We start from the raw sequence: 21,458 nt of genomic DNA, 5'->3' as shown, positions 1-21,458 counted from the left end.
TGGATAATTCACCAAACGCGCTCGATCCCGATGGCAAGCGAACCTCACGCAAACAGACTATTTTGCGGGTAAATTGCCAACTTGCTTGTTCAGCGAGGCTTTGAGCTATTTTTGTCGAACCTCATGAATCATCCAGGTTAGGGATCTGCGGGAAAATAACATACCAACCGTAGGGGGAATGCGGCCGTTGACCCCTACAGCAGATTGTTGGCAAGCTGGTATCTTATAGCACTACGCAAATTAGTTAGGACATTTATAAATCCTGAAACTATCTGAGAGTCTACTGTTCCCCGTTCCCCGTTCCCTGTTCCCGCTTCGCGTAGCGCTATATTTTTTGGCAAGTCCCTTAGGACACTTGTGAAACGCAACTGGTATCTTTCTTCCCTAGATCCCGAACCTCCCGAAGCTCCCGACACTCCCAAAGCCCCCAAACCCCTACTCTCCCCGCTGAGCTTTCAAACTAAAATAGGCTTCCATCACCTGACGCGCCAACGGGGCCGCAAAGGAACCCCCCCCTTTTCCCGAATGTTCCCCAAACGCAACTACTACGATTTCCGGGTCGTCATAGGGCCCATACGCCCCAAACCAAGTATGGGACTCGTAGGGGGGGGCTTCCGCCGTACCGCTTTTACCGGCAGTGGGAGGCATCAATGCCGAATCCATTTTTGTTCCCGTTCCATTCGTCACCACCTGCCGCAATCCCTCTTGTAACATTTCCAGGGTGTCCGGCATCAGATTCAGGGACTCCCGCCATTCTTCCAGAGACCCTTTTTTCACCAAATGGGGTTTCACCCGGTATCCGCCATTAGCCGCTACGGCGAACATCACCGCCACTTGCAACGGCGAGGCTTGCAAGTATCCCTGACCGATGGACATATTAATCGTATCCCCCAGAAACCAACTTTCCCCCAGGGCTTCTTGCTTCCAGGCATTATCGGGAACCAGTCCCGGCGACTCTTCGGCAGCGAGTTCGATCCCGGTTAAACTGCCAAACCCGTATCGGCGGGTCCAGTCAATGAGGGTTTCGCCGCCAATTCCCTGGGCGATTTGGTAGAAAAACGTGTCGCTACTCCAGGCCATGGCACCGGGAAATCCCAGATAGCCGAATCCGGCGTTATTCCAGTCCCAAAACTGAATCCCGCCGACGGTGATGAAGGGGTAGGTGGGCAGGACGGTGTAGGGAGAAAAGACTTCAGATTCGATCGCCGCCGTAGTCGTGACAATTTTAAAGGTACTCGCTGGGGGAAAGCCCTGAAGCGCCCGATTGACGAAAGGATGGTCGGCATTTTGCAGCTTTTGCCAGTCTTCATCGCTCATCCGTCCGGAAAATAGGTTCGGATCGAAGCCCGGACGGCTGACCATCGCCAGCACTTCTCCATTATTAGGGTTCATCGCGACGATCGCTCCCTTGATATCCCCCAAAATCTCCTCGGCGGCTTTCTGGAGTTCGATATCGAGGGTTAACTGTACGTCTTCACCTCCTTCTGCTCGTTTTTCTCCCAAGACGCGAATGACTTGTCCCCGGCTATCGACTTCCACTTGCCGTCCGCCCCATTCTCCTCCCAACTGTTTCTCTAGGGCCGCTTCGATTCCCAACTGACCGATAATATCGCCAATGCGGTATTCCCCCTCTTCGGCGTGTTCGAGTTGGTACTCGTCCACCTCCCCCGTATAGCCGAGGACGTGGGCGGCCGTTGCGCCGTAGGGATACCGGCGCACCCCTTCCACGCTCACTTCCACCCCTAAAAGTTCGCGACTGTGTTCTTTGAGGGCGGTTACTTGAGAGGGGGTAAGACTGCGTTGCACCCGCACCGGCAAGAGGGAATAGTAACCAGCCCGTTCGAGTTGGGCGAGCAAACTCCTCTGGGAACGACCGATGAGGGGTGCGAGTTTCGAGAGAGTGGCGACCCATTCTTTAGGTTTTTGCGCCAGGGGCCATAAAAAGAGGGTGTGGGAGATGCGAGAACTGGCGATGACTTTGCCGTTGCGATCGAAAATATTTCCCCGTGCGGGTTGGGTGGGAATGATGCGAATCCGATTGTCTTCTGCCAACTGGCGATTGCGACTGCCTTCGACTAGTTGCAAGTAAGCTAAACGAGTACCGATACCCCCCAGCATCACAGCGCTAATCGCCAACATCACCGATAAAGATTGGTAAAAGCGCCCAACGGTGCGTTTGGTGCCACTTGTCAAGGGGGCAGACTGAATTGAGGTCATAAAGGGACTCAATAGGCGAGAAATATTTCTTCATACGAACTGACATAAGATAATGACACAAAGATGGTATTGATGCTAGTCGGTGCTTCCCTCTAGCGAAATTAGGTCAGGAGTATGAGGAGATTGCAAGGGTAAGCAGGAAGAGAGGACTGTCACCGTGGGTACTGAGTCTCAACTGAACCCACTGGTTCTTTGGCGAAATCCAGTTCAATCTCCTGATGTTGGAGGTGGTTCGTGAAGGTATTGCCGATCCCCTGCTGTGGACGATGCTCGAGCGCTAATGTTCTTTCCGGTAATGCAAAATGCCCCATTGAACTAAGCCGCTTTGCCCAACTTGAGAACAATCGAGCAGCCGTTGCTTCTTCTTCTCAAAAAACTCATCACTCCAGAGCTGTTCCTCAGCTTGGATTTCTTCCATCTTTTTCAAGATTTGCAAATAATTCACGCAAATGTGATGAGTTAAGTCAATTACTTGAACTTCAGCCATCCCAATTTCTCGGGCAACTTGTCGATAATCATCTACGTGCAAGAAATAGACCTTGTGAATTCCGCCGCCGGTGTACAAATTCACAACATTCTCAACCTCTTCTGGAGAAAGACGATCGCCACCAAAGAAATAAGTACAAGCCAGAAACTCACCACCCTTGACTAAAACTCGATGGGCTTCTCTCAAGGCTTGCAATTGAGTATCGCTGTAAAACATCGAATCCTGTGCCCAAGCTGCATTAAATGTAGCGTCAGGAAAGGGTAACTCTTCAAAACTCCCTTGATGCACGCGAATGAAATCACTCAATCCCTCCTCTTGATTGCGCTCGATATTGATGGTATTTTGTTGTTCGCTGAGGTTAATACAAGAGACCTGACAGCCGACGTTTTTCGCAATATATCGTGCTGCGCCACCATAGCCAGAACCTAAATCGAGCAGGTGACTCTCTCGATCCAAGGTCAGCAATGATGTCATATATTCGGTCGTCCGCTTCTTCGCAATATACACATCTTCATTCGGATGTTCGAAGATACCGCAATGGGTATGCTCCCCCGAGACTCTTCGGTAAAACAAGTCCATATCTTGGCTATTGAAATAGCTTTGATTAAAAGTGTCAATTACTGATAAATTAGCCATGGTCGTGTTTTTAGGTTTTCAGAGAATATTTGCGAGACGAATTTGGGTTATAAATTGAGTGGGTGAAGTCTATAAATTTTTCGAACTGACCCGATCGGATCGTCATTGAGCCAAACCGGATTTTGATTCACGTCAGTTATCGTTTCAAGTGGTTACCGCGAATGCCTTCCTCGAGAAGCTGACTGACAATTCCCCGGTCTGGAAAGAAGCGATTTCGATCGAGCAATGCTAGTTTAGAATTAGAAAAACATTGTTGCAATTCTTCTAACAGCAAATTGGCTCCATTATCTGGGGCGTAAAACGTTCTTTCCTGGCTTTTTAAGGTATTCCCCCGTGCCAAGGTTCTGTCAATTTTACCTTGATTAGCTGTCAATTTACCCCGGCCGTGAATCGTTGCTGCTCCTTTGACTGGGTAGGCATAACCATCTGCTTCATCGTCAGGATTCGCATCAATTGATAATCCGGCACCATTGAGAGCCAGATAGATTTCTCCCGGTGATAAAGATACTTCTAGGTATGTATCTGGTACTTTCTCGCTTCCCAGAAACTCGATCGTGCGATTGATGAACTCTACCACCGGTGCAGCATTGAGATTGGAAGACTCAAAGGTGGATTTGGCTCGAAACAGGTAGCCACCATAATTGGGGTCTTTCTCTAACAGGGGAGTCTCGTAAACCCCTCGTTTCGCATCCCCACCCAGCACACCCATCACAAAGGAAAACTGGGGTTTAGTTGCTTCACGAACCACCCATTGCACGAATTGTTCGGGACTTTTACCGGGTGGAATCAGATCGTCGAAGACCGCACGCCAGCGATCGTAAACTGGAGAATTGGGGGAAGGAATCCGAAAAATCGCCTCGACGGGAATAAAACCCGTGGGTTCTCGGTTGGGATTGCTAATGCTCAGAAAAACGATAATTAGAGGCACATTACTGCGCTCGTTCCAATACCCATCCGTGTGCTGCTTGATATAGCCACCGCCATAGCCAGCATTCACATCATACTTGTCTCGATCGGGTCGCATAGTGTGCATGGTGGAATTGAGATCCATGTCTGCATCCATCCAGGGAAATTGGTTGTGGATGCCACAAATGGCAGCGAGCAGTAGTTTTGGCACCAGCAACTTCGCGGAATAGTCTTGGATCTCTTCCCGGGTTTTGAGGGATTCTGGAATCCGAAACCCATTAGGGGAAATTAGATCGGTCGGATCGATGTCGGTAAACAGATCGTCGGGTAGAAACTGGATTTTTTGAATGTAGGGAATCGATCGATCGTTGCGATCTTGGCACTGGCTCGCTGCGGAGAATAATTTCCGGTAAGCTTGGAAGCAGGTTAAAGCCTCTTGTTCTCGGTTTTCTTGCAGGATTTCGGTAACGGCGTAGCCCAATTTTTTGAGCACGATCGAATCGCAGTTGGGATAATAGCCTTTCTGTTGGGACAGAGAACGTTTGGTTCCCCCATATTTGAGCTGGGGATTGAAGTGCTGAACATCATATCCTTTGCGGGCTACATCCATTAAGTAATGGGCGATCTCTGTTTGCGTTTCGGGTTTGAGTTCGATAATTCCGATTTGTTTCCTAGACATTTTTGAATGGATTACTCCGGATTGAATTACTGAACTACGAATACTCAGCTGATGAGCTTTGGCAATGCTTGCTCAATTTGTAATAGGGCTTGATTAATGAACTGTTGACCTGATTCTTCCGTTTTTTGTCGATCGATAGTTCGAGCCGAAGTTTCGATAACTGCTTGGGGCAAACCGACAGCAAAACGAAGATAGCAATCGTCTGGACGGCCGATCGGGACCGTAGAAACTTTCGCTTCTACCAACAACCACAATGCCACTTCAAAACTCGTATGAATCTGGTTCTGGAGATACAAAGACTCTAAGTTCAGTTTGCCTTGTGCGAGAACTTGAAGCTTTTCTAAGAAATCAGCAGTAACCTGACAACCTTTAAAAGCGGAAAAGTTGGCGTAAAGATACATTCCGGCTTCAGGAACAAAGCGAGCGGGCTTCCGATCCATTCCATCAGAGTGAGTGATACCCTGTTTTTCAAAGATAGTATTTAAGCCCTCAGCCAATTGATTTAATCGACTTTCATACAGGCTTCCAGCCCATTGAAGCGTTTTTTGGGGATCTCTTTGAATTACAGCACTTAACGCAATTTCTCCCATCCCATTGGAAGTAATCACGGTAGATTTCTGAGGAATTCGCATGGCTTGAAGCAACTTAACATTCTTAGAAGCCCCCAAACCGAGTAATGTACCGCAATTGCCTTCCTTAGAGAGAGTACAAGCAATCAGCACCGATTCTATTAACTCATGGAGACAAGCTCTCTCTGATGCTTGGGCGCTCTGAAGTCGCTTGTGTAAAGCTAAACCAAACGTTGGATGTTCGTTGACTTCTCCATGATGAAAGAGAGGAACATAAGCTTCATCTAGTACAATCAGAGGTGGCGAAATTTGGTGCTGTTTTCTTCGGGTAATTTCCTCGATCGAGATATCGATAATTTCATCCCAATCTTCTAGTGTGAGGGTGGCTCCAGAGGGGTTATTGGGATAGTTAAAAACAATTATCTTTGCCTCTGGATAATTGCGAAATGCAGTTTCGATCGCCTCGGGTTGAGGTTTCCACTTATCCCGTTCCCGAGTGGGGATCGTTACCATTTTTCCCCCAGCTAAAGCAAAGGGTTGCTCGTACTGAGGAAAACAAGGTTCGATAAACAGACCGATATCCCCTGGATCGATCGCAGTGGTACAAAGACAGTGAAATAGATGGGTAAACCCAGTGGTGAGGTTAATCTCCCGGTGGGGATCGAATTCTAATCCGTACCGCTGTTGGAAATATCGAGCTGCATCCTGGCGAGCTTTAAGGGAACCATAGTGAGGTGTTCGGTAAAGGGATATGTCCTTCGTACTCACTTGATGAATAGCCTCCTGCACGCCAGGAATGGCCCCATGCCCCGGAGAGCCACTATTCAAACTCACAACTCCTTTGCATTGGCTGGCTAAGGCAGCAAACATCACAAAAGGTGACTCTTTTAAGTTTTGAATTCTTTCAGAAATTTTGACCACTAAATTTGCTTTCCTTCTGCTTAAAGTTTACGTCTAAAAACTATATAAAATTTAGTTTTTTTTTACGCCAAGATTACAGTCCGCAAGATTTCAATCGAGCATCGAGATTCGCCCCCGCAGACCCCAAATTCGGTCGAGAGGGATAGATTTTATTGAGCTGAATCTGTTGGTCTGGAGTTATATTTTCCCAACCCAATCCGATAATTTTTTCCCGTTCTTTAAACCGCAGTTGAGCGCTTAACCCATACTCTCCCTGGGAATATTTCGACCACAATCGATCGATGAGAATTAAATCTTCGCAATAGACATTCGCCCGCGCCAAAATTAACAATTGAGTACGGGTGCGGCGGCTGGCGGTATCCCAATCTCCGGCGGCAAGTAACGTTTGCAATTGACCGTAGGTATCCGCTTGGCGGGCGATCGATCTTGCCGTTGACTCGTTGGTTCTCGATTCCACCTGAGAGGCTCGAGTTTTGGCTTCTTGGAATTGACCGTTGGCTAAGGCTTGGCGGGCAGCTTCGAGATTCTCGGCATCTTCTTTGCGCGCCACCACCGCTTCTTCCACCCAGACGATGGTTTGTTCGGCTTGTTGCTTCCGGTAGGGATTCGTAATCTGCGCCACGGCGGCTTTGGCTTCTGCAAAGCGTTCCCCATCCAGGGCTTGTTGCACCTCCCAAGCATAAATTTCGTCGAAAATATCGAGGGCTTGTTCTTGCCAGTGGGGGGTGGTGACCCGTTCGAGGGCCTTTTTGGCATCGTAGTAGCGCTCTTCGTTCATGGCTTTGCGAGCCAGTTCCAGGCGGGTTTGATTCTGCATCCATTCTCGACTCCACTGCTCCGTTGCATCTCGGGCGGCAGCAAACAGGGAACTCATCTCGGGAATATCTCCAGCCAAAGCCAAGGCAAGATTTAACTGACCGGCGTTATACTTTTGGGTGGCTTCGTCGAGCAGTTGCCGCGACCAACCATCGACGAGTTCGACTGCTTCAGTTTCCTGGTTGAGGGGGGCTGGCAGTTCGGTAATGGCGGCGATCGCCAATCCCAATTTACCCGAACCGGCCAGTTCTTGGGCTTTATCCACCTGACATCGATACAAGCGCTCGCTGCTTTGGGGACGCAGGGGTAAGTTTTGCCAGATTTTCTGGATGTGAGGGGAGCATTGACCGGCATCGGTGGCATCTCGAAGCAGGTTGACCGTCTCGCCGGCAACGTCCAAAGCCTCTTCGTATCCGCGACGAAAATCGCTAAAATCTCCCACCGCCATCAACACCAAAGCTGCCCCCACTCCGATAGGTAAGGGGAGCAAATTAGCCAGGTTGAAGTTGATGCGCCGTCGCGGTCGTTGGGGGCGCGGGGGGATGAGGGAAGCCGGATCGAACTTAATCTTGAGTTTGGGGAGGGCAACGACGGGTTTAGTCCGTGGTTTGGGCGGTGCGACAACCGGACGGCGAGAGACGGGTTTGGGATTTTTGGGGGGGAAGGGATCCCGTCCGCCGAGTTTTTGCGCTCTCTCGCACCAGGGGCAGGTGGGTAAATGCTGGCCGTAGCGGTGTTGGGGATTGTGGGGACATTCGCGCAATTCTTCTTCGGCTTCTTTGAGGACTTCCACCCAGGTTTTGGCCGATGGTCGCAATTTGGGGTTGATATGACCGCTCTCGAAACAGCGAACGAAGAGTTGGGCGACTTTGGGATGGACGATGGACAGGGGCGGTGCGAAGGGTTTGGGGCGGTAGTTGAAGATATGGGGGGAGTAGGGAAAATGGCCGGCGGCAATGCGCGCTTCCTTGGCGGGGGGTTCTCCTTTGCCGGTGTAGACGCCATCGAAGGGGTGGGTTCCTTCCATCAGCAGTTGGAAAATCAGCACCGTCAAGCCAAACACATCGTGGTCGGGGGTGCGATCGATCCGGGCGAAGGTTTCCCCTTGCAGTTCGGGGGGGGTAAACTCGGGCTTGCCGACGGGACAGCGATAGGTTTTGCGGTAGCGGCGATCGCGAACTTGAAACGAATCGGTGTCCACCAGGGTGACGAGGGCGCGATCGGATACGAGAATGTTCGACTCGTTCACGTCACCGATGACGTACCCCTTATTATGCAGAGTGGCGGTGGCCGCTGCCAGGTTGCGGGCGGTGCGGTGGAGGTAGAAATAGTCGAAAAAGCGGAACTTTTCCCGTCGGGTTTTGGGGTTGTAGATTTCGTGCAGGGGATGGGATTCGGTAACTCGGCGCATCAGGAAACCGAGGATGCGATCGCCGCTGCCGAGCAAATCTACCGGCCAGGCTATGGAAAAGGAGTCATCCGGGGGGTTGGCGTACATCGCCAGCAGTTTCTTGCCCCGATCGGGAGTTTGTTGGTTGGTATGGTAAACTTTCGCCACCAGGGAAGGCTCTCCGGCGACGGCGTAGATTTTTCCCTCCCCGCCACCACCGAGTTCCGCTGACAGGATTACGGGTTGTCTGTTGGATAGGCGAAACGCACGCATAGGGACAATTTACCACCCCTACGAGCGAGTGGGAAGGGTCTGGGGTTTTCGGTTTTTGGGGGCTTGGAAGGAATCGGTGTCTAAGAGCGTTACTAAGGCGCGATCGCGATCGAAAGTGCTTCTAAAGTTTTTTTGATAAGCGTACTAAAAATAGACACACTTTCCCCTTGGAATTCATATTGATGATTATATCATCCGCTTGAAACCCAGCCAACTCGTGCCGAAAAAATTTTTGATTCTCAATAAATTAGGGGTATTCTCAGAAAAATTGGGGACGCGATCGAAATTTTTGAGATCCGGGTTCGCTTTTCCTCACCTTTTTTATTCGGTATACCGAATTTAGCCTTGCGAATTCAGATATCGCTCGACTAGGAGGATGGCAACGATATCGTCGATCGGAGGCGGGGGCGATCGCATGCCTTGGGGAACGAGGCGCGAAAGTCCTTTGGGGGGGTACATCTGCCAGTAGGAAAATATGTCAAATGGGTTTTATATCACAATCCATTCCCAATCAAAATAAACGAAGCCCAATAATAGGGATGTTGCAAACGGCGATCGCTCATGTTCGTTCTCAACTCTTCCGGAATCGCCACCGCATCAAGTATTTCGGGTTGCTGCGTCAAAGCCAAATCCTCCCCGGAAATCATCGCCAGTTGGGCTTGCCGCAAAGCCTCCGCCTTCGTACTGCCATTTTGCAGTTGGCTGTAAAACACGTTCATCAACGCTTGGGTACCGCCATCGTGTACGATCCACAGAGAGGCGATCGAAGCTTTAGCTCCAGCCCGCTGCATCTGGTAGCCCAAGCCTAAAATCTCTGCCCCCGATCCTAAATTGCCCCCCAAGCCGGTTTCGCAGGCGGAGAGTACCACCAAATCCACCCCGTTCAAATTCCAGTTGCGAACGTCGGCAACGGTAGCCGGGGTTCCATCGCCGAACAGGATAAAGGATTCCTCGGGAGTTCCCACCACCATCGCCCCGTGGGTGGCAAAATGCAACACGTTCCGTTCCCCCAGTTTCGGCTTCGTATCTTGGAGGTTGAACGCCGCATCCAATAGTTGGGTGGTGTCGGGAACAGTGGCAGCGAGGAGGGCAACTTCTACCCCAGCGTAGGGTAACCCTTGGAAATCGAAAACCTCTTCTCCCATCGTCAAGCTATATTCTCCGGTGGTAAATGCCCCGGCGAGAACTCGCAGTTTCTCGGAAGGTTGGCTGTTGAGATCCGTCAGGGACGCTGCGGTGATATTATTAACCCGGTAGCGCTCCACCAACCATCGATCGCCATCGTGTAGGGCAGCCAGGGGAATGTAGCGCAGTTGTCCGTCGGGGGCGTAGAGAATCGTTTCGGCGTTGGCAGCTTCCAGGTCGTTTTCCAGAGGTTCGATCAGCCATTGATAGAGTTGTTCGGCGGGGGTTCGGACGCTGGAAATGGGTCGGTGGGGACGAACTAAGGCGCGACGAAATTCCAGAATGGTTTGGGCGAGTTCCTCTTTACTCACATTTACCGTGCGGCGGATGGGGGGCGAGTGGGGAGTCGAGAGGATGAGTTCGAGGCGATCGTCCAGGATTAGAGGATATAACAGAACGGCGTTTTGTTGCAAGTTTTGCAAGTTGTCCTGCAAGCCGATTAAGTCTTCGAGGTCATCGACTAAGTCGGGTTTGCGAGTTTGGGGGGAGAGTTGGGCGATGCGGGTTTGCACGTCGTCGCTGTCGATGAAGGCGTTGAAATCGCGAATCAGGGTTTCGCGATCGCCAATCAGTTGCGCGAGGCGTTCTTCTTCTTCGGGGGTGCGATCGTCGTTCTGCCGCAGTTGGCTGAGTTCTTCCCCAACGGCAATGGCGCGATCGAGAATGGCTTGGTAACCGGCTTCAATTTCTCGTTCTGCGGGTAAACTGGGGATGCCTCGGCTAGTGAAATCGTTCCCCCGAACATCCTGGAGGTAGTTATCGAGTTCCTCGACTTTGAGTAAATCTAAGACTTGTTGGGCTTCGAGGATGCGATCTTGTTGCAGGAGTAAGTCGGCGAGGGCGCGATATTCGGCTTCGCGTTTGCTCAAAAATACCTTGGCAAATTCCGATTCGGAAGCCAAGCCGGTTCCGGCATATTCCCCCCGAATTCGTTCGTAGTCGTTAATTGCCCCTTTGTAGAAAACGATCGCCAATTCCCGCCGCCCTTCCTCAGCAAACAAACTGCCGAGATTTCCCATCGTCGTCCCCACGAAATCGAAAGCGGCAAACTCCGGTTGTTGTTGGAGGGCATGGCTGAGGCTGAGGGCTTCTTGGTAAAATGCGAAAGCCCGATCGAATTCTTGTTGCTCCTGATAGCTTTCCCCCAATTCGTTAAGAGTTGCAACTTCTTGAAGGCGATCGTCTGCGGCTTGAATTCGGGTTAAATATTGTTGGTGAAATTCCAGGGCAGATTCCGCTTCTCCAGTGCTTAAATAGAGATTACCAATCTGTTCGAGTAACTCAATTTCACCCGCAATATTGCTACTTAATTCTTGCTGAATGGCAACGGCTTGTCGGTAGGCATCTAAGGCTTGTTCGGTTTGTTGTAATTCCAGATGCAGTTCCCCCAAAGATTGCACAACTGAAATTTCTCGATGGCGATCGCCTGACTCTCGAGAAATTTCCAGGGCTTGTTGATAAAACTCTAGGGCTTCTTCATTCCGTTCCAATTGTCGATAGGTATTCCCCAGACCTTGTAAAACTCGGGCTTCCGAACTTCGATCGCCTAATTCTCGATAAATTTCTAAGGCTTCTTGGCGAAAAGCAATAACTCGATCGTACTGTCCCGCTTCAAAAAAAATTTCGGATAAATACCTGCTGAGGGAGTGAGCAACAGAATCGCGACCGTACACCGCTTCATTAATGGCAAGATAGCGATCGTAGAATTCCCACGCCCGATCGTATTCCCCAAGTTTAACGTATATGTCACCCATGCGAAACAAGGGATCGAGTTGATTTCCCCTATCCCCTAACTCTTGGTAAATGGATAACGTCTGTTGGTAAAATTCCAACGCCCGATCGTATTGTTCCGCTTTGCCTGCGGTTACTCCTAATTCGGAGAGAATCTTGGCTTCGGCCTCCCGATTTCCCGACTCGCGAACGAAGGTTAAATAAGGTTGAGACAGTTCTAAACCGCGATCGAATTCTCCATCCCAGCTGTAGACATGCAGGAGAAGGAATAACACTGTGTATTCTCGTTCGATCCCATTCCGTTCTCGTTGTAAAGTTAAATATTGCTGATGAATTTCAACAGCGGTTTCCGCTTCTCCTCGATTTAAATACGCATATCCCAAAGATTCCAAAGCATAAATTTCTCCTTCCCGATCTTCCAACTTGCGAGCGAGACTCAATCTCATCTCAAAGAAATCCACTTCCAGTCGATGGGAGCTCAGTTGCCAAGTATCCTCCCAGAACCATAGAGAACGGTCAATTCTCGTCAATTTTTCTCGATCGGTTTCTGCTTCTACTAATTCCGCGTAAATATCGAGAGACTGTTGCAAAAACTCATCGGTTTGTTCTGTTAAATCTTGCCTCCAATACGCCCAAGCTAGCGATTGGAGAACCTCGGCTTCTCCCAATCGATTGCCTTGCCGTTGTTGCCGGGTGAGGGCTTCCTGAAAAGATTCCAATCCCGGTTTGTACTGTTCGGCATCGATATAGGCTTGGCCCAGCCGCAACCAAGCCCAGGCTTCTTTGATTTCGTCGCCGAGTTCCTGCCGAATGGCCAAACAGTGTTGATAAAACTCAAATGCTGCCTCGAACAGGTCTCGAAAGCGGTATCTGTCTCCCAGTCGGCAGAGGGCTTTTGCCAGAGCATCGCGATCGCCTTGTGCTTCTAAAAGGGTAATATAAGTGCGATCGAATTCCAATGCTTTCTCGTATTCTCGTCGATGAAAGTAGATATCACTAATCCTTTGTAGGGTTCTCGCTTCGAGTTCTGTCTCGCCAATTTCTCGATAAATTGCCAGTGCTTGTTGGTATGCATCGAACATCCGTTCCGATAAGACCGGATCGCTGTAGCGATTGAATTGATCTCCGATTTTCGACAACGCCTCCGCTTCGGTAATCCGATCGCCCCGTTCTCGATAAATCGATAACGCTTCCTCAAATTTGGCAACGGCGGCTTCTACATTTTCCCCCAAAAGATCGATCCCTTCTTGGAGCAATTCCTCTGCCTGGGCTGTGCCATCTTGACGGGTTTGCGCCTGGGCAACCGTTGGCGTAAAAGTCGGCACTTCGATAGGGGATATTGATAGCAGTAACGTGGCAACACTCAAAGAAATCAGACGCATAGATAATTCCTCGATCGATAAGCCTGTCATCGGGTATGGAGTTGAAACAGCTTCAGTTCGCGAATTGGAGCCATGACTTTTCTATAGGTATCGTATCAATCGAAAATATGCAGTGGCGATCGGAAATTGACCATGACCGGTCAATCCGATGGTGAATACGCCAAATAATAATCGATCCACTGTCGGTGAGGGTCTTTGACGCCTACCCCGTATTTTTTCTTTGCCAGTCCCCGATCGGGTAGGAGATTCGCCGGTGATTCGCAATACAAGCTGTCTTCTTTGGAACGATTGGGGCTTTCGAGTTCCTCGCGAATCAACACCCACCAGATTAAGCTGACACCACGACGACATGTACCCCATTTGGTGGATGTATCTTTAACTTTTTTCTCGAAGGGTCGTCGATTTATATTCGATCGATTACAGTATCGGTAAAGCCGATTTCATTTAAATATTCCCTGACTCTATCTCCGTATATTTTTTCCAATTTAATATTGTGGGAAATGCAATCTCGAATATAAACCATTTGGCTTTGCCGTGATGCGATCGTTCAATTCCCCGCCCGAAAATCTAATTTGACTCGATCGAATGGCTTGGACTCGACCGATCGAAAATTACTCATCTCAATGATTTCATCGATCGACTTCAAGTCTGGCAGTTCGCACGATATCGGTTTTGCCGATGCAAGGCAAATCAGTTCGTACAGAAAATAGGATGGATTAACATGGCACATCAAAAAAAGTTTTTTGGCAAGTTATTTGACTTTTCCTTTTCCGAATTTGTCGCCGTCCAAATTATTGGCGTACTTTACATTTTGGGGCTAGTCGTTATTGGCTTTGCCGCAATTGCGATCGTCATTGGAGGCTTTCTTCAAAGCAGTTGGCACGGACTGGGCGCACTTATTGTCGCTCCTCTATTTTTCCTGCTCTATGCGATTATCGTCCGGGTCAGTTTAGAAGGATTTGTCGCCTCCATTCGGACTGCAGAAAATACACAACGGATTGTCGAGTATTTAAGGCGCAGAAATCCATAGTCGATCGAGGTTTGGGGGAGCATTAAGTTTGGCTGTATCGTTCGCTCCGAACTGGTTGATGCGTTTTTCTCTCTTTCCTGACCTCCCGAAATCGAACGTCGCCATTTTCGTTACAAAACTTTTTGTTTGACCGCTTTTTGAAACCGGTACACGGTCAAAATGATTGAGAATCGCATCATTTTGGGAACGAATTGACGGGGCTTTGGCGATGTGGTAACTTAAATCTGGGGGGATACCATATCTATTTATCGTACGTAAAACAAGATTTCGATCGAAAACAGCTTTAAAATTGCCACTCAGAAAACTCGCCTCAAATCGAAAATCCATAGCGCTACGCCAAGGGTGAATCCAATTTTCGTTACAAAAATTTTTGTTTGACCGCTTTTTGAAACCGGTATACGGTCAAAATGATTGAGAATCGCGTCATTCTAGGAACGAATTGACCGGCTTTTGGCGATGTGGTAACTTAAATCTAGGGGAATACTATATCTATTTATCGTACGTAAAACAAGATTTCGATCGAAAACAGCTTTGAAATTGCCACTCAGAAAACTCGCCTCAAATCGAAAATCTAAAACTCCCTATTGCAGCGCGGCAGAAAGAAATGACCAGCCCTCAATCATTGAAAACTATGTAGAGTACAAATTTTTAATTTTTAATTTTGCGGACAGTGAGCGGTGTCGGTTTGAGTCCCGTTCAACTTTTCAAGACGCATTTTTAATGACCCGTAGCGGCATTAAGCTAAGGGTAAATAAAAGCGAAACTCGCTCCCTTGCTTCAACTGACTTCTCACCTGAATTTCTCCCCCTTGCAACTCCACCAAACGGCGGGTAATTGCCAATCCAATGCCCGTGCCGCCAGAATTGCGAGAACGAGAGGGTTCTGCGCGCCAAAATCGCTCGAACACGTGGGGTAAATCCTGGGGGGCGATGCCAATTCCCGTATCGACGATCGCCAACCAAAGCCGATCGGTTCCCCGCCAAGCGCGCACGACGATCGAACCCGACGGCGTATACTGCATGGCGTTACCAATCAGATTGATCAGTATCTGTTCGGTGCGATCGCGATCGGCCAGTACCAAAGGCAAGCGATCGGGACAATCCAACTTCAAAACCGGTCCATCTTCGAGTAACTGCTCGGAAAATCGCTCCACCAACGACTCCAACAGCGGATACACATCCAGCGGCTGCACGTCAACAGTTAAATATCCCGTTTCCGCCTTTGAGAGTTCCTGCAAATCGTTCACCAACCGTTCGAGGCGTTGCGTTTCTCGCGCCAGTTGTTGGTAAATTTCCGGGGAGGGTTCGATGCGTCCTTCCGCCATCTCTTCAAGGTATCCCCGCACCACCGTCAGTGGCGTTCGCAGTTCGTGAGTCATATCGCTGACGAGTTCTCGCCGCCGCTGCTCGATGCCTTCAATGCTGTTCGCCATCCGATTGAAACTGGCACTGAGTTGGTTGAGTTCGGGAATCTCGCTTTTCGCCATCCGCCGATCCAAATGTCCGGCGGCAAATTGGTGGGTGATGCGGCGCATCTGCATCAGCGGTTCGGTAATGCGTTGTGCCACCCAATAACTCAACCCACCGGCAGCGGTTGCACCCACCAATACCGACCAAAACGTACTCCGATTCCAAGTCGTTTCAAACCCTTCTACCAAATAAGTGCGTACCGATCTCACGTTGAAAAACGGCATCGGTTCGAGTCGTTCGAGTTGGAGGACGAACTGTCGGGGAGAATAGACTTTACTAATTAGAATAAAACTCGCCAATCCCACCCCCATTACAAAAAGATGGGAGAGAAACAATCGCGATCGCAAATCGATTTTAGCCACGGTAGAATTGGGAGGTGGTGCTGTAGGGGCAAAGCATTTGGGCGATATCTCATTGCAGAAACGATACTTTATATATCCAAATGCTTCGCCCTCCAGAGTTTAGGGAAGATATGGTAACACGGGGACGCGAAGAGGGGGGAGAGAATGAAGAATTCAAAATGCATGTCGGGGAACATCTTCACTAAATCCAAGTAATAAGTGATAAGTAATAATTCGTATAGGTGAAGCCAGAATTCAACGGAATGTTTGCCTCTTGATTCATGAAGAAAAAATTTAGACCGAATTCGTTTATTGAATCCTCTGATTTTCAGCACCGGTCAAACTTATTACTTGCAAACGCTGACCCATTGTCAATTTATTCTTCCTACACCCTACACCCCACACCCCACACCCCAAATCAGCCATCTTCAAACTTATACCCAACCCCCACGATGGTTTTAACAAATTGGGGATTAGACGGATCCGGTTCAATTTTTTTTCGCAGTCGGGCGATGTGGGTATCGACAACCCGTTCGTCGCCAAAAAAGTCATTTCCCCACAGCTTTTCAATCAGTTGGGCGCGACTCCACACTCGTCCGGAATAGCTCAAAAACGTGGCGAGTAACTTAAATTCAAGGGTAGTTAAATCTAGGGGTTGGGAACCGACCCCTTCTAAGTGGCGCGATGCCGTATGCCGATCGAGATCGACGGTAAAATGGGGGCTGGTGTAGGTATTGCTTTGTCCTCCCTGGCGCAGGCTGCGTCGCAACAAGGCTCTCACCCGCGCCACCAACTCCCGAGGACTGAAGGGTTTAACGAGATAATCGTCGGCCCCCGTGGATAAGCCGATGACACGATCGATTTCTTCCCCCTTCGCCGTCAGCATCAAAATATAGGGGTCTTTCTCCCCCGGTTTTTGGCGGATGCGGGCGCAGACTTCCAACCCATCCAACTGCGGCAGCATCAAATCGAGCACCACCACATCCGGTTGCGATCGCGCAAATGCATCTAACGCCCCCCAACCGTCTGCAGCCAGAACGCACTCAAAACCTTCCCGCGTCAAAGTTTGCTCGATGAGGCGGGCGATTTCGAGGTCGTCTTCGACAATGAGGATTTTCATCGGGATTACGCCGAGGGGTCGATCGCAGCGATACAGTCAATTTCTACAAGTACGTCTTTGGGTAATCGGGACACTTCCACGCAGGCGCGCGCCGGTGCGGTTGCTTCATCGAAATAGTTAGCATAAACGGCATTGACGGCGGCGAAGTCGTTCATATCCGCCAAAAACACCGTGGTTTTCACCACATCGGTCCATGTTGCCCCGGCTGCACTCAGAACCGCTTTGAGGTTCGCCATCACCTGTTCCGTTTGTTTGGCCACATCGCCGGTATGCACGAGTTGACTCGTTTGCGGATCGATGGAAATTTGACCGGCAGCGAACACCATTTTTCCGCTGGCGGCGATCGCTTGATTGTAGGGTCCGACGGGGGCCGGTGCGTTATCGGTGCGAATGACTTGATGGCTCATATTCAGAATTGACGAACGGACAATTGACGAACGGACAATTCCCGTTTTTCTCTAAAAGTGCGATCGAGTTGAAAAGGAGCGGCTTTTAGTTGGAATTGTGACCGATTGTCTTGTCTATTTATCTTACGATCGCAATCGCCCTCAATTGCTTCTGGGCAGCATGGGACGATCGCCTCAAAGATGGTCTACAATGCACCCAAAGCAATTATCCTCAGTGTAAATAATTCGCAATCGTGACGAATCCAACTCATCGAGTCGTTCAACCTCCCTCCATCGAACCGACTTTCTACTATTTTGCTTACGGCAGTTGTATGTGTCCTGTGGATTTGCAGCGTACTTTGGGGGAAAATACCCGCAACTACGTCGTGGGCAGGGCAATTCTCAAACAACACCGACTGGGTTTCAATCGTCGATCGCACCATCGCAACTGCGGCGTGCTCGATATCGTTGGCGATTCCCAGTCTCACGTCGAAGGGGTGCTGTATCGGCTGCCGTGGCGATTGAGCGATCGCCTCGACGAACGGGAAGAAGTACCGACCGGAGGCTATCGCCGGAAAACCATCGAAGTTAAATCGGGCGATCGTCGCTATACCGAAGTGCGAACGTACACCGTCGTCGATAAACTCTCCCGAGAACTCGCCCCCAACGATTGGTATTTTCAAGTGGTGTTGCGGGGTGCGGTGACGTGCGGCCTTTCAGAGCAGTATTGCTGGCAGTTATTCGAGCACATGCACCGATTGCAGCTCGATCGGCAAGCAGTTTGACGGGGATTTATTCGGTCGCTTCACCGACAGGCGAGCGGAGAATTTTCACCAGTTCGATCGCCCGATCGAATTCTAAAGTATGAGGTGAGTATTGGTTTGAAGTCAGGGTGCCGAGCGTCAATCCAATGCCCCGAATTTGATGCAATTTTTCTATAACTTCTAAAATATTGTTTGAGTTCAAATCAACTGAAGCTAGAAAAGGATTTATTTTTGCCAGATCGTTAATATCTTCGATTTGAAGTTCTTCTGGATATTTTGGGCATTCAGTTGTGAAGAAATGCCAGGAATTTTGAACGATCGGCAGAAGTTCGATTTGAAAATAAGCGGCATTTAGCTCGCCTATATTCTCTAAACGGCTTAAAATCCAGGAGGGATCGTCCTCGTAGGATGCCTCAAGTCCTGCATAAATTAAACCCACCCCCATTTCTTTCAATTTTTGACGAAAATTGAGGGGCGGAATCTCTGGGAACGGAATCTGCACGTAGCTCAGTCCAAAGGTTTCAATGAGATTCAGGCAAGACTGAGTATTAAAATCTTGAAAGGAAATCTGACCGCAAACTTTCGCATATTTTAAAGCTTTCCGAATTTCAATCGCTTGTTTTTCGGTAACTTTTCGTCGATCTATAAATCGAATTTCATCGCTGAAACTCACACTCACAATATCAACTCCTAAGTTATCGAACTCAGAAGCTTCACCGACAGAATGAATGCGATCGACTTTGATGATTTTTGAAGATCGAGTCCGCGTATTCATGGTTGACTCGCACGACTTTACGATCGCTCGATAATGGTTAACGCGATAAAATGAACTGTAGAGGTATCGCCATCGCGAAAGTAACGCTGTCCGATCTCCTCGAATTTACGCACCACATTGCCAGGAAGGTGAGCTTCGAGATCTCGATCTGCACATGAGGCTCGATCTTCATATTCCCAAGTACCGATGAGGGGTTCAAATTCCACAGCGACCTCTGCGAACGCTTCCTCCGTTTTACTGAGTAGCAGGAGGCTAAAGGTATCCCCGGAGAGTTGTCTCCAGCGCAGTTCGCGATCGGCATCGAACATCCGTCCTTCGGGAGTGGGAAAGGCTTCGTGCAGTTTTTTGACGATATCGCTGACTCGATGGTGCCATCGAAGACAGTAGTAACAGTCTGGATTCTCTAAGCGTTCTAACAATGTTTGGAGTTCTTCTGTCGAGACAGATTTTTTGATGCCAACGAATCCTGGCATAGACTTCTTCACACCTTAACAGACGTCGGATTCTCAAGAAAATCGCTTCTTTTCACGATTCTAGCCTAGATATTTTGGCTTTTGCCTCCTGCGGCTGACCCCACACAATCCGCTCGTGTTTGTAAATCGCCATACCCGGTTTTGCGCCTTTGGGTTTGTAAACGTGTTTCGGTTCGGTATAAATTACAGGGGCGAGATCGCTTTGGCTCGCACGACTGTAATAAGCCGCAACATTGGCCGCAAATTGCAAATCGCTCGAATCGGGAACGGCCCCCGGTTCCAAACGCAACAAAACGTGACTGCCGGGAATTTCTTGGGTGTGGAACCACAAATCGTAATCGTTGGCAACCCGGAAGGTAAGGCGATCGTTTTGTTGGTTGTTGCGACCGACGAGAAGCTCGAAACCGCTGGGGGTTTGATAGGAATAAAAGTGATTTTGAGCCTTGTCGGCATTGCTGCGGCTGCGGTATTGGGGAACTGGTAAGTACTCTTGTTCGATGAGTTCGTCGCGGATTTCTTCGAGGGCGAGCAGGTCGGCGGGGGATTGGTATTCGCTATCTCGATCGAGGGATAATTCTACCTGTTCTAAATAGGAAATCTCGCTATTAACTTGCGCCAGTAACGGTTCGACAGCCAGACGCGCGCGTTTGAGTTTTTGATGTTTTTTATACAGCAATTGTGCGTTTTGAACGGCATTTTTTTCCGGATTGAGCGGAATCTTCACCGGCTCTCCCGTTTCAAAATCTTCGAGCATAATTTTTTTCATTCCCGGCTGCCATTGATGCAAGTATGCCATCAATAAATCCGCTTGCTGCCGGAAAGAATCCGCATCGTCGGATTGTTGCAATCGTTCCTGAAAGGTATTTTGTTTCACCCGCAATTTTGCCAGCAAGTTTTTGAGTTTTTGCGCCAGTTGGTGGCGAAGTTGCTTGAATTCTTGATGGTTCAGTTGTTCGGTGTAATACTCATCGAGCAGCACTTGGATAGTCTCGGCTTCTCGTTGCACATTCCACCCGAGTACTGTATATCCCCCACTCGTCCAACTCGGTTGAAATTCTTGGGTTTTCAAAGCTTTGAGCCATGCTTGCCATTGTTGAAAGAGCTGCTGCCACTCAGTGGGGTTGAGCGTATCGGTATTGCGATCGGGATCTAAACCGCTCGATCGCACCATCGACAGTACCAGCGCCGAACTCAACCCCCGATAGTTTTTTACCAAATTCCGACGCAAGGTTCCGGGCACCAAACTCACCCGTTCTTGCCAATGCCCTTGAGATTCCTCCAAACTCGGCATCGGATCGGTGAGTGCGGGGGGAACTTCGTAGGTATCGCCGGTGAGAACTGGACGAACGCGGGATTTATCGGCACTAACTTGGTGGGCGGCAGTGACGATTTCATGGGTGGCGTTGGTGAGAATGGCGTTGCTGTAGTTTCCCATAATCTCCGCGTAGAGGTGCCAGAGAATCGGATCGCCGGGACGGCGGGCGAACTGGAAGTCTAGAACCCTTTCCCAGGGGGCGATCGCCTCGATTGCGACTAAGGCGAGTCCTTTGAGTTGGTGGCGCAGTTGGTCGCTAAAGGTGAAAGTATCCGGTGCTTTCGGGGGGGGAGTGCCGATGCAAACTCGTGCGGCTTGGGGATGCCAGGAGAGAGTCAGCCAGCCGCGACGGTTGAGAGTTCGCAGGGCAAAGTAGAGGTGAGTGCGATCGCGCTGGAAAATTTGCTCGATTCTTGCCGGCAGCCACTGGGTGCGTAATTCGGTGCAGGCAGCAGTGAGGGTGGTAAAGTCAACGGGTTGCATGGCAGTTTGTGGGGGAGTAGGTGCGATCGCGACAAAACCCATCGCGATGTGGGGTTCGGACGTGGGAACTGCTGTGGCGGTGGGGATTTCACCCCCGGAAATTGCCACTG

General features: G+C 49.6%; 15 protein-coding genes and 1 pseudogene. 2 read left to right on the top strand and 14 right to left on the bottom strand.

Annotation, left to right across the window (positions count from 1 at the left end):
• Positions 1-435 precede the first annotated feature (435 nt).
• From mrdA to AC2215_RS26595, 7 genes and pseudogenes are all read right to left on the bottom strand, one after another.
• Positions 436-2,217, bottom strand: coding sequence for a penicillin-binding protein 2 (gene mrdA / locus AC2215_RS26625; RefSeq protein WP_486813059.1), 1,782 nt, complete (start codon positions 2,215-2,217; stop codon positions 436-438).
• A 277-nt stretch (positions 2,218-2,494) separates the two neighbouring features.
• Entirely contained in the window at positions 2,495-3,340 is an 846-nt protein-coding gene (locus AC2215_RS26620; RefSeq protein ID WP_486813058.1) for an SAM-dependent methyltransferase, read from the bottom strand.
• A 136-nt stretch (positions 3,341-3,476) separates the two neighbouring features.
• Positions 3,477-4,925, bottom strand: a complete 1,449-nt coding sequence (locus AC2215_RS26615) for a hypothetical protein (protein WP_486813057.1) — start codon at positions 4,923-4,925, stop codon at positions 3,477-3,479.
• A 44-nt stretch (positions 4,926-4,969) separates the two neighbouring features.
• Positions 4,970-6,415: a pyridoxal phosphate-dependent aminotransferase gene (locus AC2215_RS26610; RefSeq protein ID WP_486813056.1), complete on the bottom strand. Its 1,446-nt coding sequence runs from the start codon at positions 6,413-6,415 to the stop codon at positions 4,970-4,972.
• 73 nt (positions 6,416-6,488) lie between these two features.
• Positions 6,489-8,894 carry a GUN4 domain-containing protein gene (locus tag AC2215_RS26605; RefSeq protein ID WP_486813055.1) on the bottom strand — a complete coding sequence of 802 codons (2,406 nt, stop codon included), beginning with the start codon at positions 8,892-8,894 and terminating at the stop codon, positions 6,489-6,491.
• 339 nt (positions 8,895-9,233) lie between these two features.
• Positions 9,234-9,362 (bottom strand): annotated as a pseudogene (locus tag AC2215_RS26600) (resolvase); the annotation flags it as partial.
• 26 nt (positions 9,363-9,388) lie between these two features.
• Positions 9,389-13,192 carry a CHAT domain-containing protein gene (locus AC2215_RS26595; protein ID WP_486813054.1) on the bottom strand — a complete coding sequence of 1,268 codons (3,804 nt, stop codon included), beginning with the start codon at positions 13,190-13,192 and terminating at the stop codon, positions 9,389-9,391.
• Positions 13,193-13,913: 721 nt separating this feature from the next.
• Here AC2215_RS26595 and AC2215_RS26590 point away from each other — a divergent pair.
• Positions 13,914-14,222: a DUF4282 domain-containing protein gene (locus tag AC2215_RS26590; protein ID WP_486813053.1), complete on the top strand. Its 309-nt coding sequence runs from the start codon at positions 13,914-13,916 to the stop codon at positions 14,220-14,222.
• On the opposite strand, the gene AC2215_RS26585 is transcribed toward AC2215_RS26590, so the two are convergent.
• The 4 genes from AC2215_RS26585 to AC2215_RS26570 all read right to left on the bottom strand — a co-directional run bounded on the left by AC2215_RS26585 (position 14,202) and on the right by AC2215_RS26570 (position 17,559).
• On the bottom strand, positions 14,202-14,549 hold the full coding sequence (locus tag AC2215_RS26585; RefSeq protein WP_486813052.1) for a hypothetical protein: 348 nt from the start codon (positions 14,547-14,549) through the stop codon (positions 14,202-14,204). The two genes, AC2215_RS26590 and AC2215_RS26585, sit on opposite strands and share 21 nt — an antisense overlap.
• Before the next feature lie 409 nt (positions 14,550-14,958).
• Positions 14,959-16,053, bottom strand: coding sequence for a sensor histidine kinase (locus tag AC2215_RS26580; RefSeq protein ID WP_486813051.1), 1,095 nt, complete (start codon positions 16,051-16,053; stop codon positions 14,959-14,961).
• A 397-nt stretch (positions 16,054-16,450) separates the two neighbouring features.
• The gene (locus AC2215_RS26575; protein WP_486813050.1) at positions 16,451-17,152 is read right to left on the bottom strand and encodes a response regulator; all 702 of its coding nucleotides are present in this window, start codon (positions 17,150-17,152) and stop codon (positions 16,451-16,453) included.
• A gap of 5 nt (positions 17,153-17,157) precedes the next feature.
• A complete protein-coding gene (locus AC2215_RS26570) occupies positions 17,158-17,559 on the bottom strand; it encodes a RidA family protein (RefSeq protein WP_486813049.1) in 402 nt (133 codons plus the stop codon).
• 233 nt (positions 17,560-17,792) lie between these two features.
• Here AC2215_RS26570 and AC2215_RS26565 point away from each other — a divergent pair, with 233 nt between their 5' ends.
• The gene (locus AC2215_RS26565; RefSeq protein WP_486813048.1) at positions 17,793-18,323 is read left to right on the top strand and encodes a gamma-glutamylcyclotransferase family protein; all 531 of its coding nucleotides are present in this window, start codon (positions 17,793-17,795) and stop codon (positions 18,321-18,323) included.
• Positions 18,324-18,330: 7 nt separating this feature from the next.
• Here the strand turns inward: AC2215_RS26565 and AC2215_RS26560 are convergent, their stop codons facing one another.
• Genes AC2215_RS26560 through AC2215_RS26550 form a run of 3 tightly spaced genes read right to left on the bottom strand, consistent with a single transcriptional unit; the run spans position 18,331 to position 21,348 of the window.
• On the bottom strand, positions 18,331-19,077 hold the full coding sequence (locus AC2215_RS26560) for a hypothetical protein (RefSeq protein WP_486813047.1): 747 nt from the start codon (positions 19,075-19,077) through the stop codon (positions 18,331-18,333).
• A gap of 17 nt (positions 19,078-19,094) precedes the next feature.
• Positions 19,095-19,550: a hypothetical protein gene (locus tag AC2215_RS26555; protein ID WP_486813046.1), complete on the bottom strand. Its 456-nt coding sequence runs from the start codon at positions 19,548-19,550 to the stop codon at positions 19,095-19,097.
• A 52-nt stretch (positions 19,551-19,602) separates the two neighbouring features.
• The gene (locus AC2215_RS26550; protein ID WP_486813062.1) at positions 19,603-21,348 is read right to left on the bottom strand and encodes an Rqc2 family fibronectin-binding protein; all 1,746 of its coding nucleotides are present in this window, start codon (positions 21,346-21,348) and stop codon (positions 19,603-19,605) included.
• Between the last annotated feature and the right edge of the window lie 110 nt (positions 21,349-21,458).

This window comes from Zarconia sp., assembly GCF_057467645.1.
This window is presented reverse-complemented; position numbering and strand designations above follow the sequence as displayed.

Coding starts and splice junctions, on each gene's coding strand:
- AC2215_RS26585 (WP_486813052.1), bottom strand. CDS start 14,549: ATGGATTTTCGATTTGAGGCGAGTTTTCTGAGTGGCAATTTTAAAGCT.
- AC2215_RS26615 (WP_486813057.1), bottom strand. CDS start 4,925: ATGTCTAGGAAACAAATCGGAATTATCGAACTCAAACCCGAAACGCAA.
- AC2215_RS26605 (WP_486813055.1), bottom strand. CDS start 8,894: ATGCGTGCGTTTCGCCTATCCAACAGACAACCCGTAATCCTGTCAGCG.
- AC2215_RS26550 (WP_486813062.1), bottom strand. CDS start 21,348: ATGCAACCCGTTGACTTTACCACCCTCACTGCTGCCTGCACCGAATTA.
- AC2215_RS26555 (WP_486813046.1), bottom strand. CDS start 19,550: ATGCCAGGATTCGTTGGCATCAAAAAATCTGTCTCGACAGAAGAACTC.
- AC2215_RS26575 (WP_486813050.1), bottom strand. CDS start 17,152: ATGAAAATCCTCATTGTCGAAGACGACCTCGAAATCGCCCGCCTCATC.
- AC2215_RS26560 (WP_486813047.1), bottom strand. CDS start 19,077: ATGAATACGCGGACTCGATCTTCAAAAATCATCAAAGTCGATCGCATT.
- AC2215_RS26570 (WP_486813049.1), bottom strand. CDS start 17,559: ATGAGCCATCAAGTCATTCGCACCGATAACGCACCGGCCCCCGTCGGA.
- AC2215_RS26620 (WP_486813058.1), bottom strand. CDS start 3,340: ATGGCTAATTTATCAGTAATTGACACTTTTAATCAAAGCTATTTCAAT.
- AC2215_RS26595 (WP_486813054.1), bottom strand. CDS start 13,192: ATGCGTCTGATTTCTTTGAGTGTTGCCACGTTACTGCTATCAATATCC.
- AC2215_RS26590 (WP_486813053.1), top strand. CDS start 13,914: ATGGCACATCAAAAAAAGTTTTTTGGCAAGTTATTTGACTTTTCCTTT.
- mrdA (WP_486813059.1), bottom strand. CDS start 2,217: ATGACCTCAATTCAGTCTGCCCCCTTGACAAGTGGCACCAAACGCACC.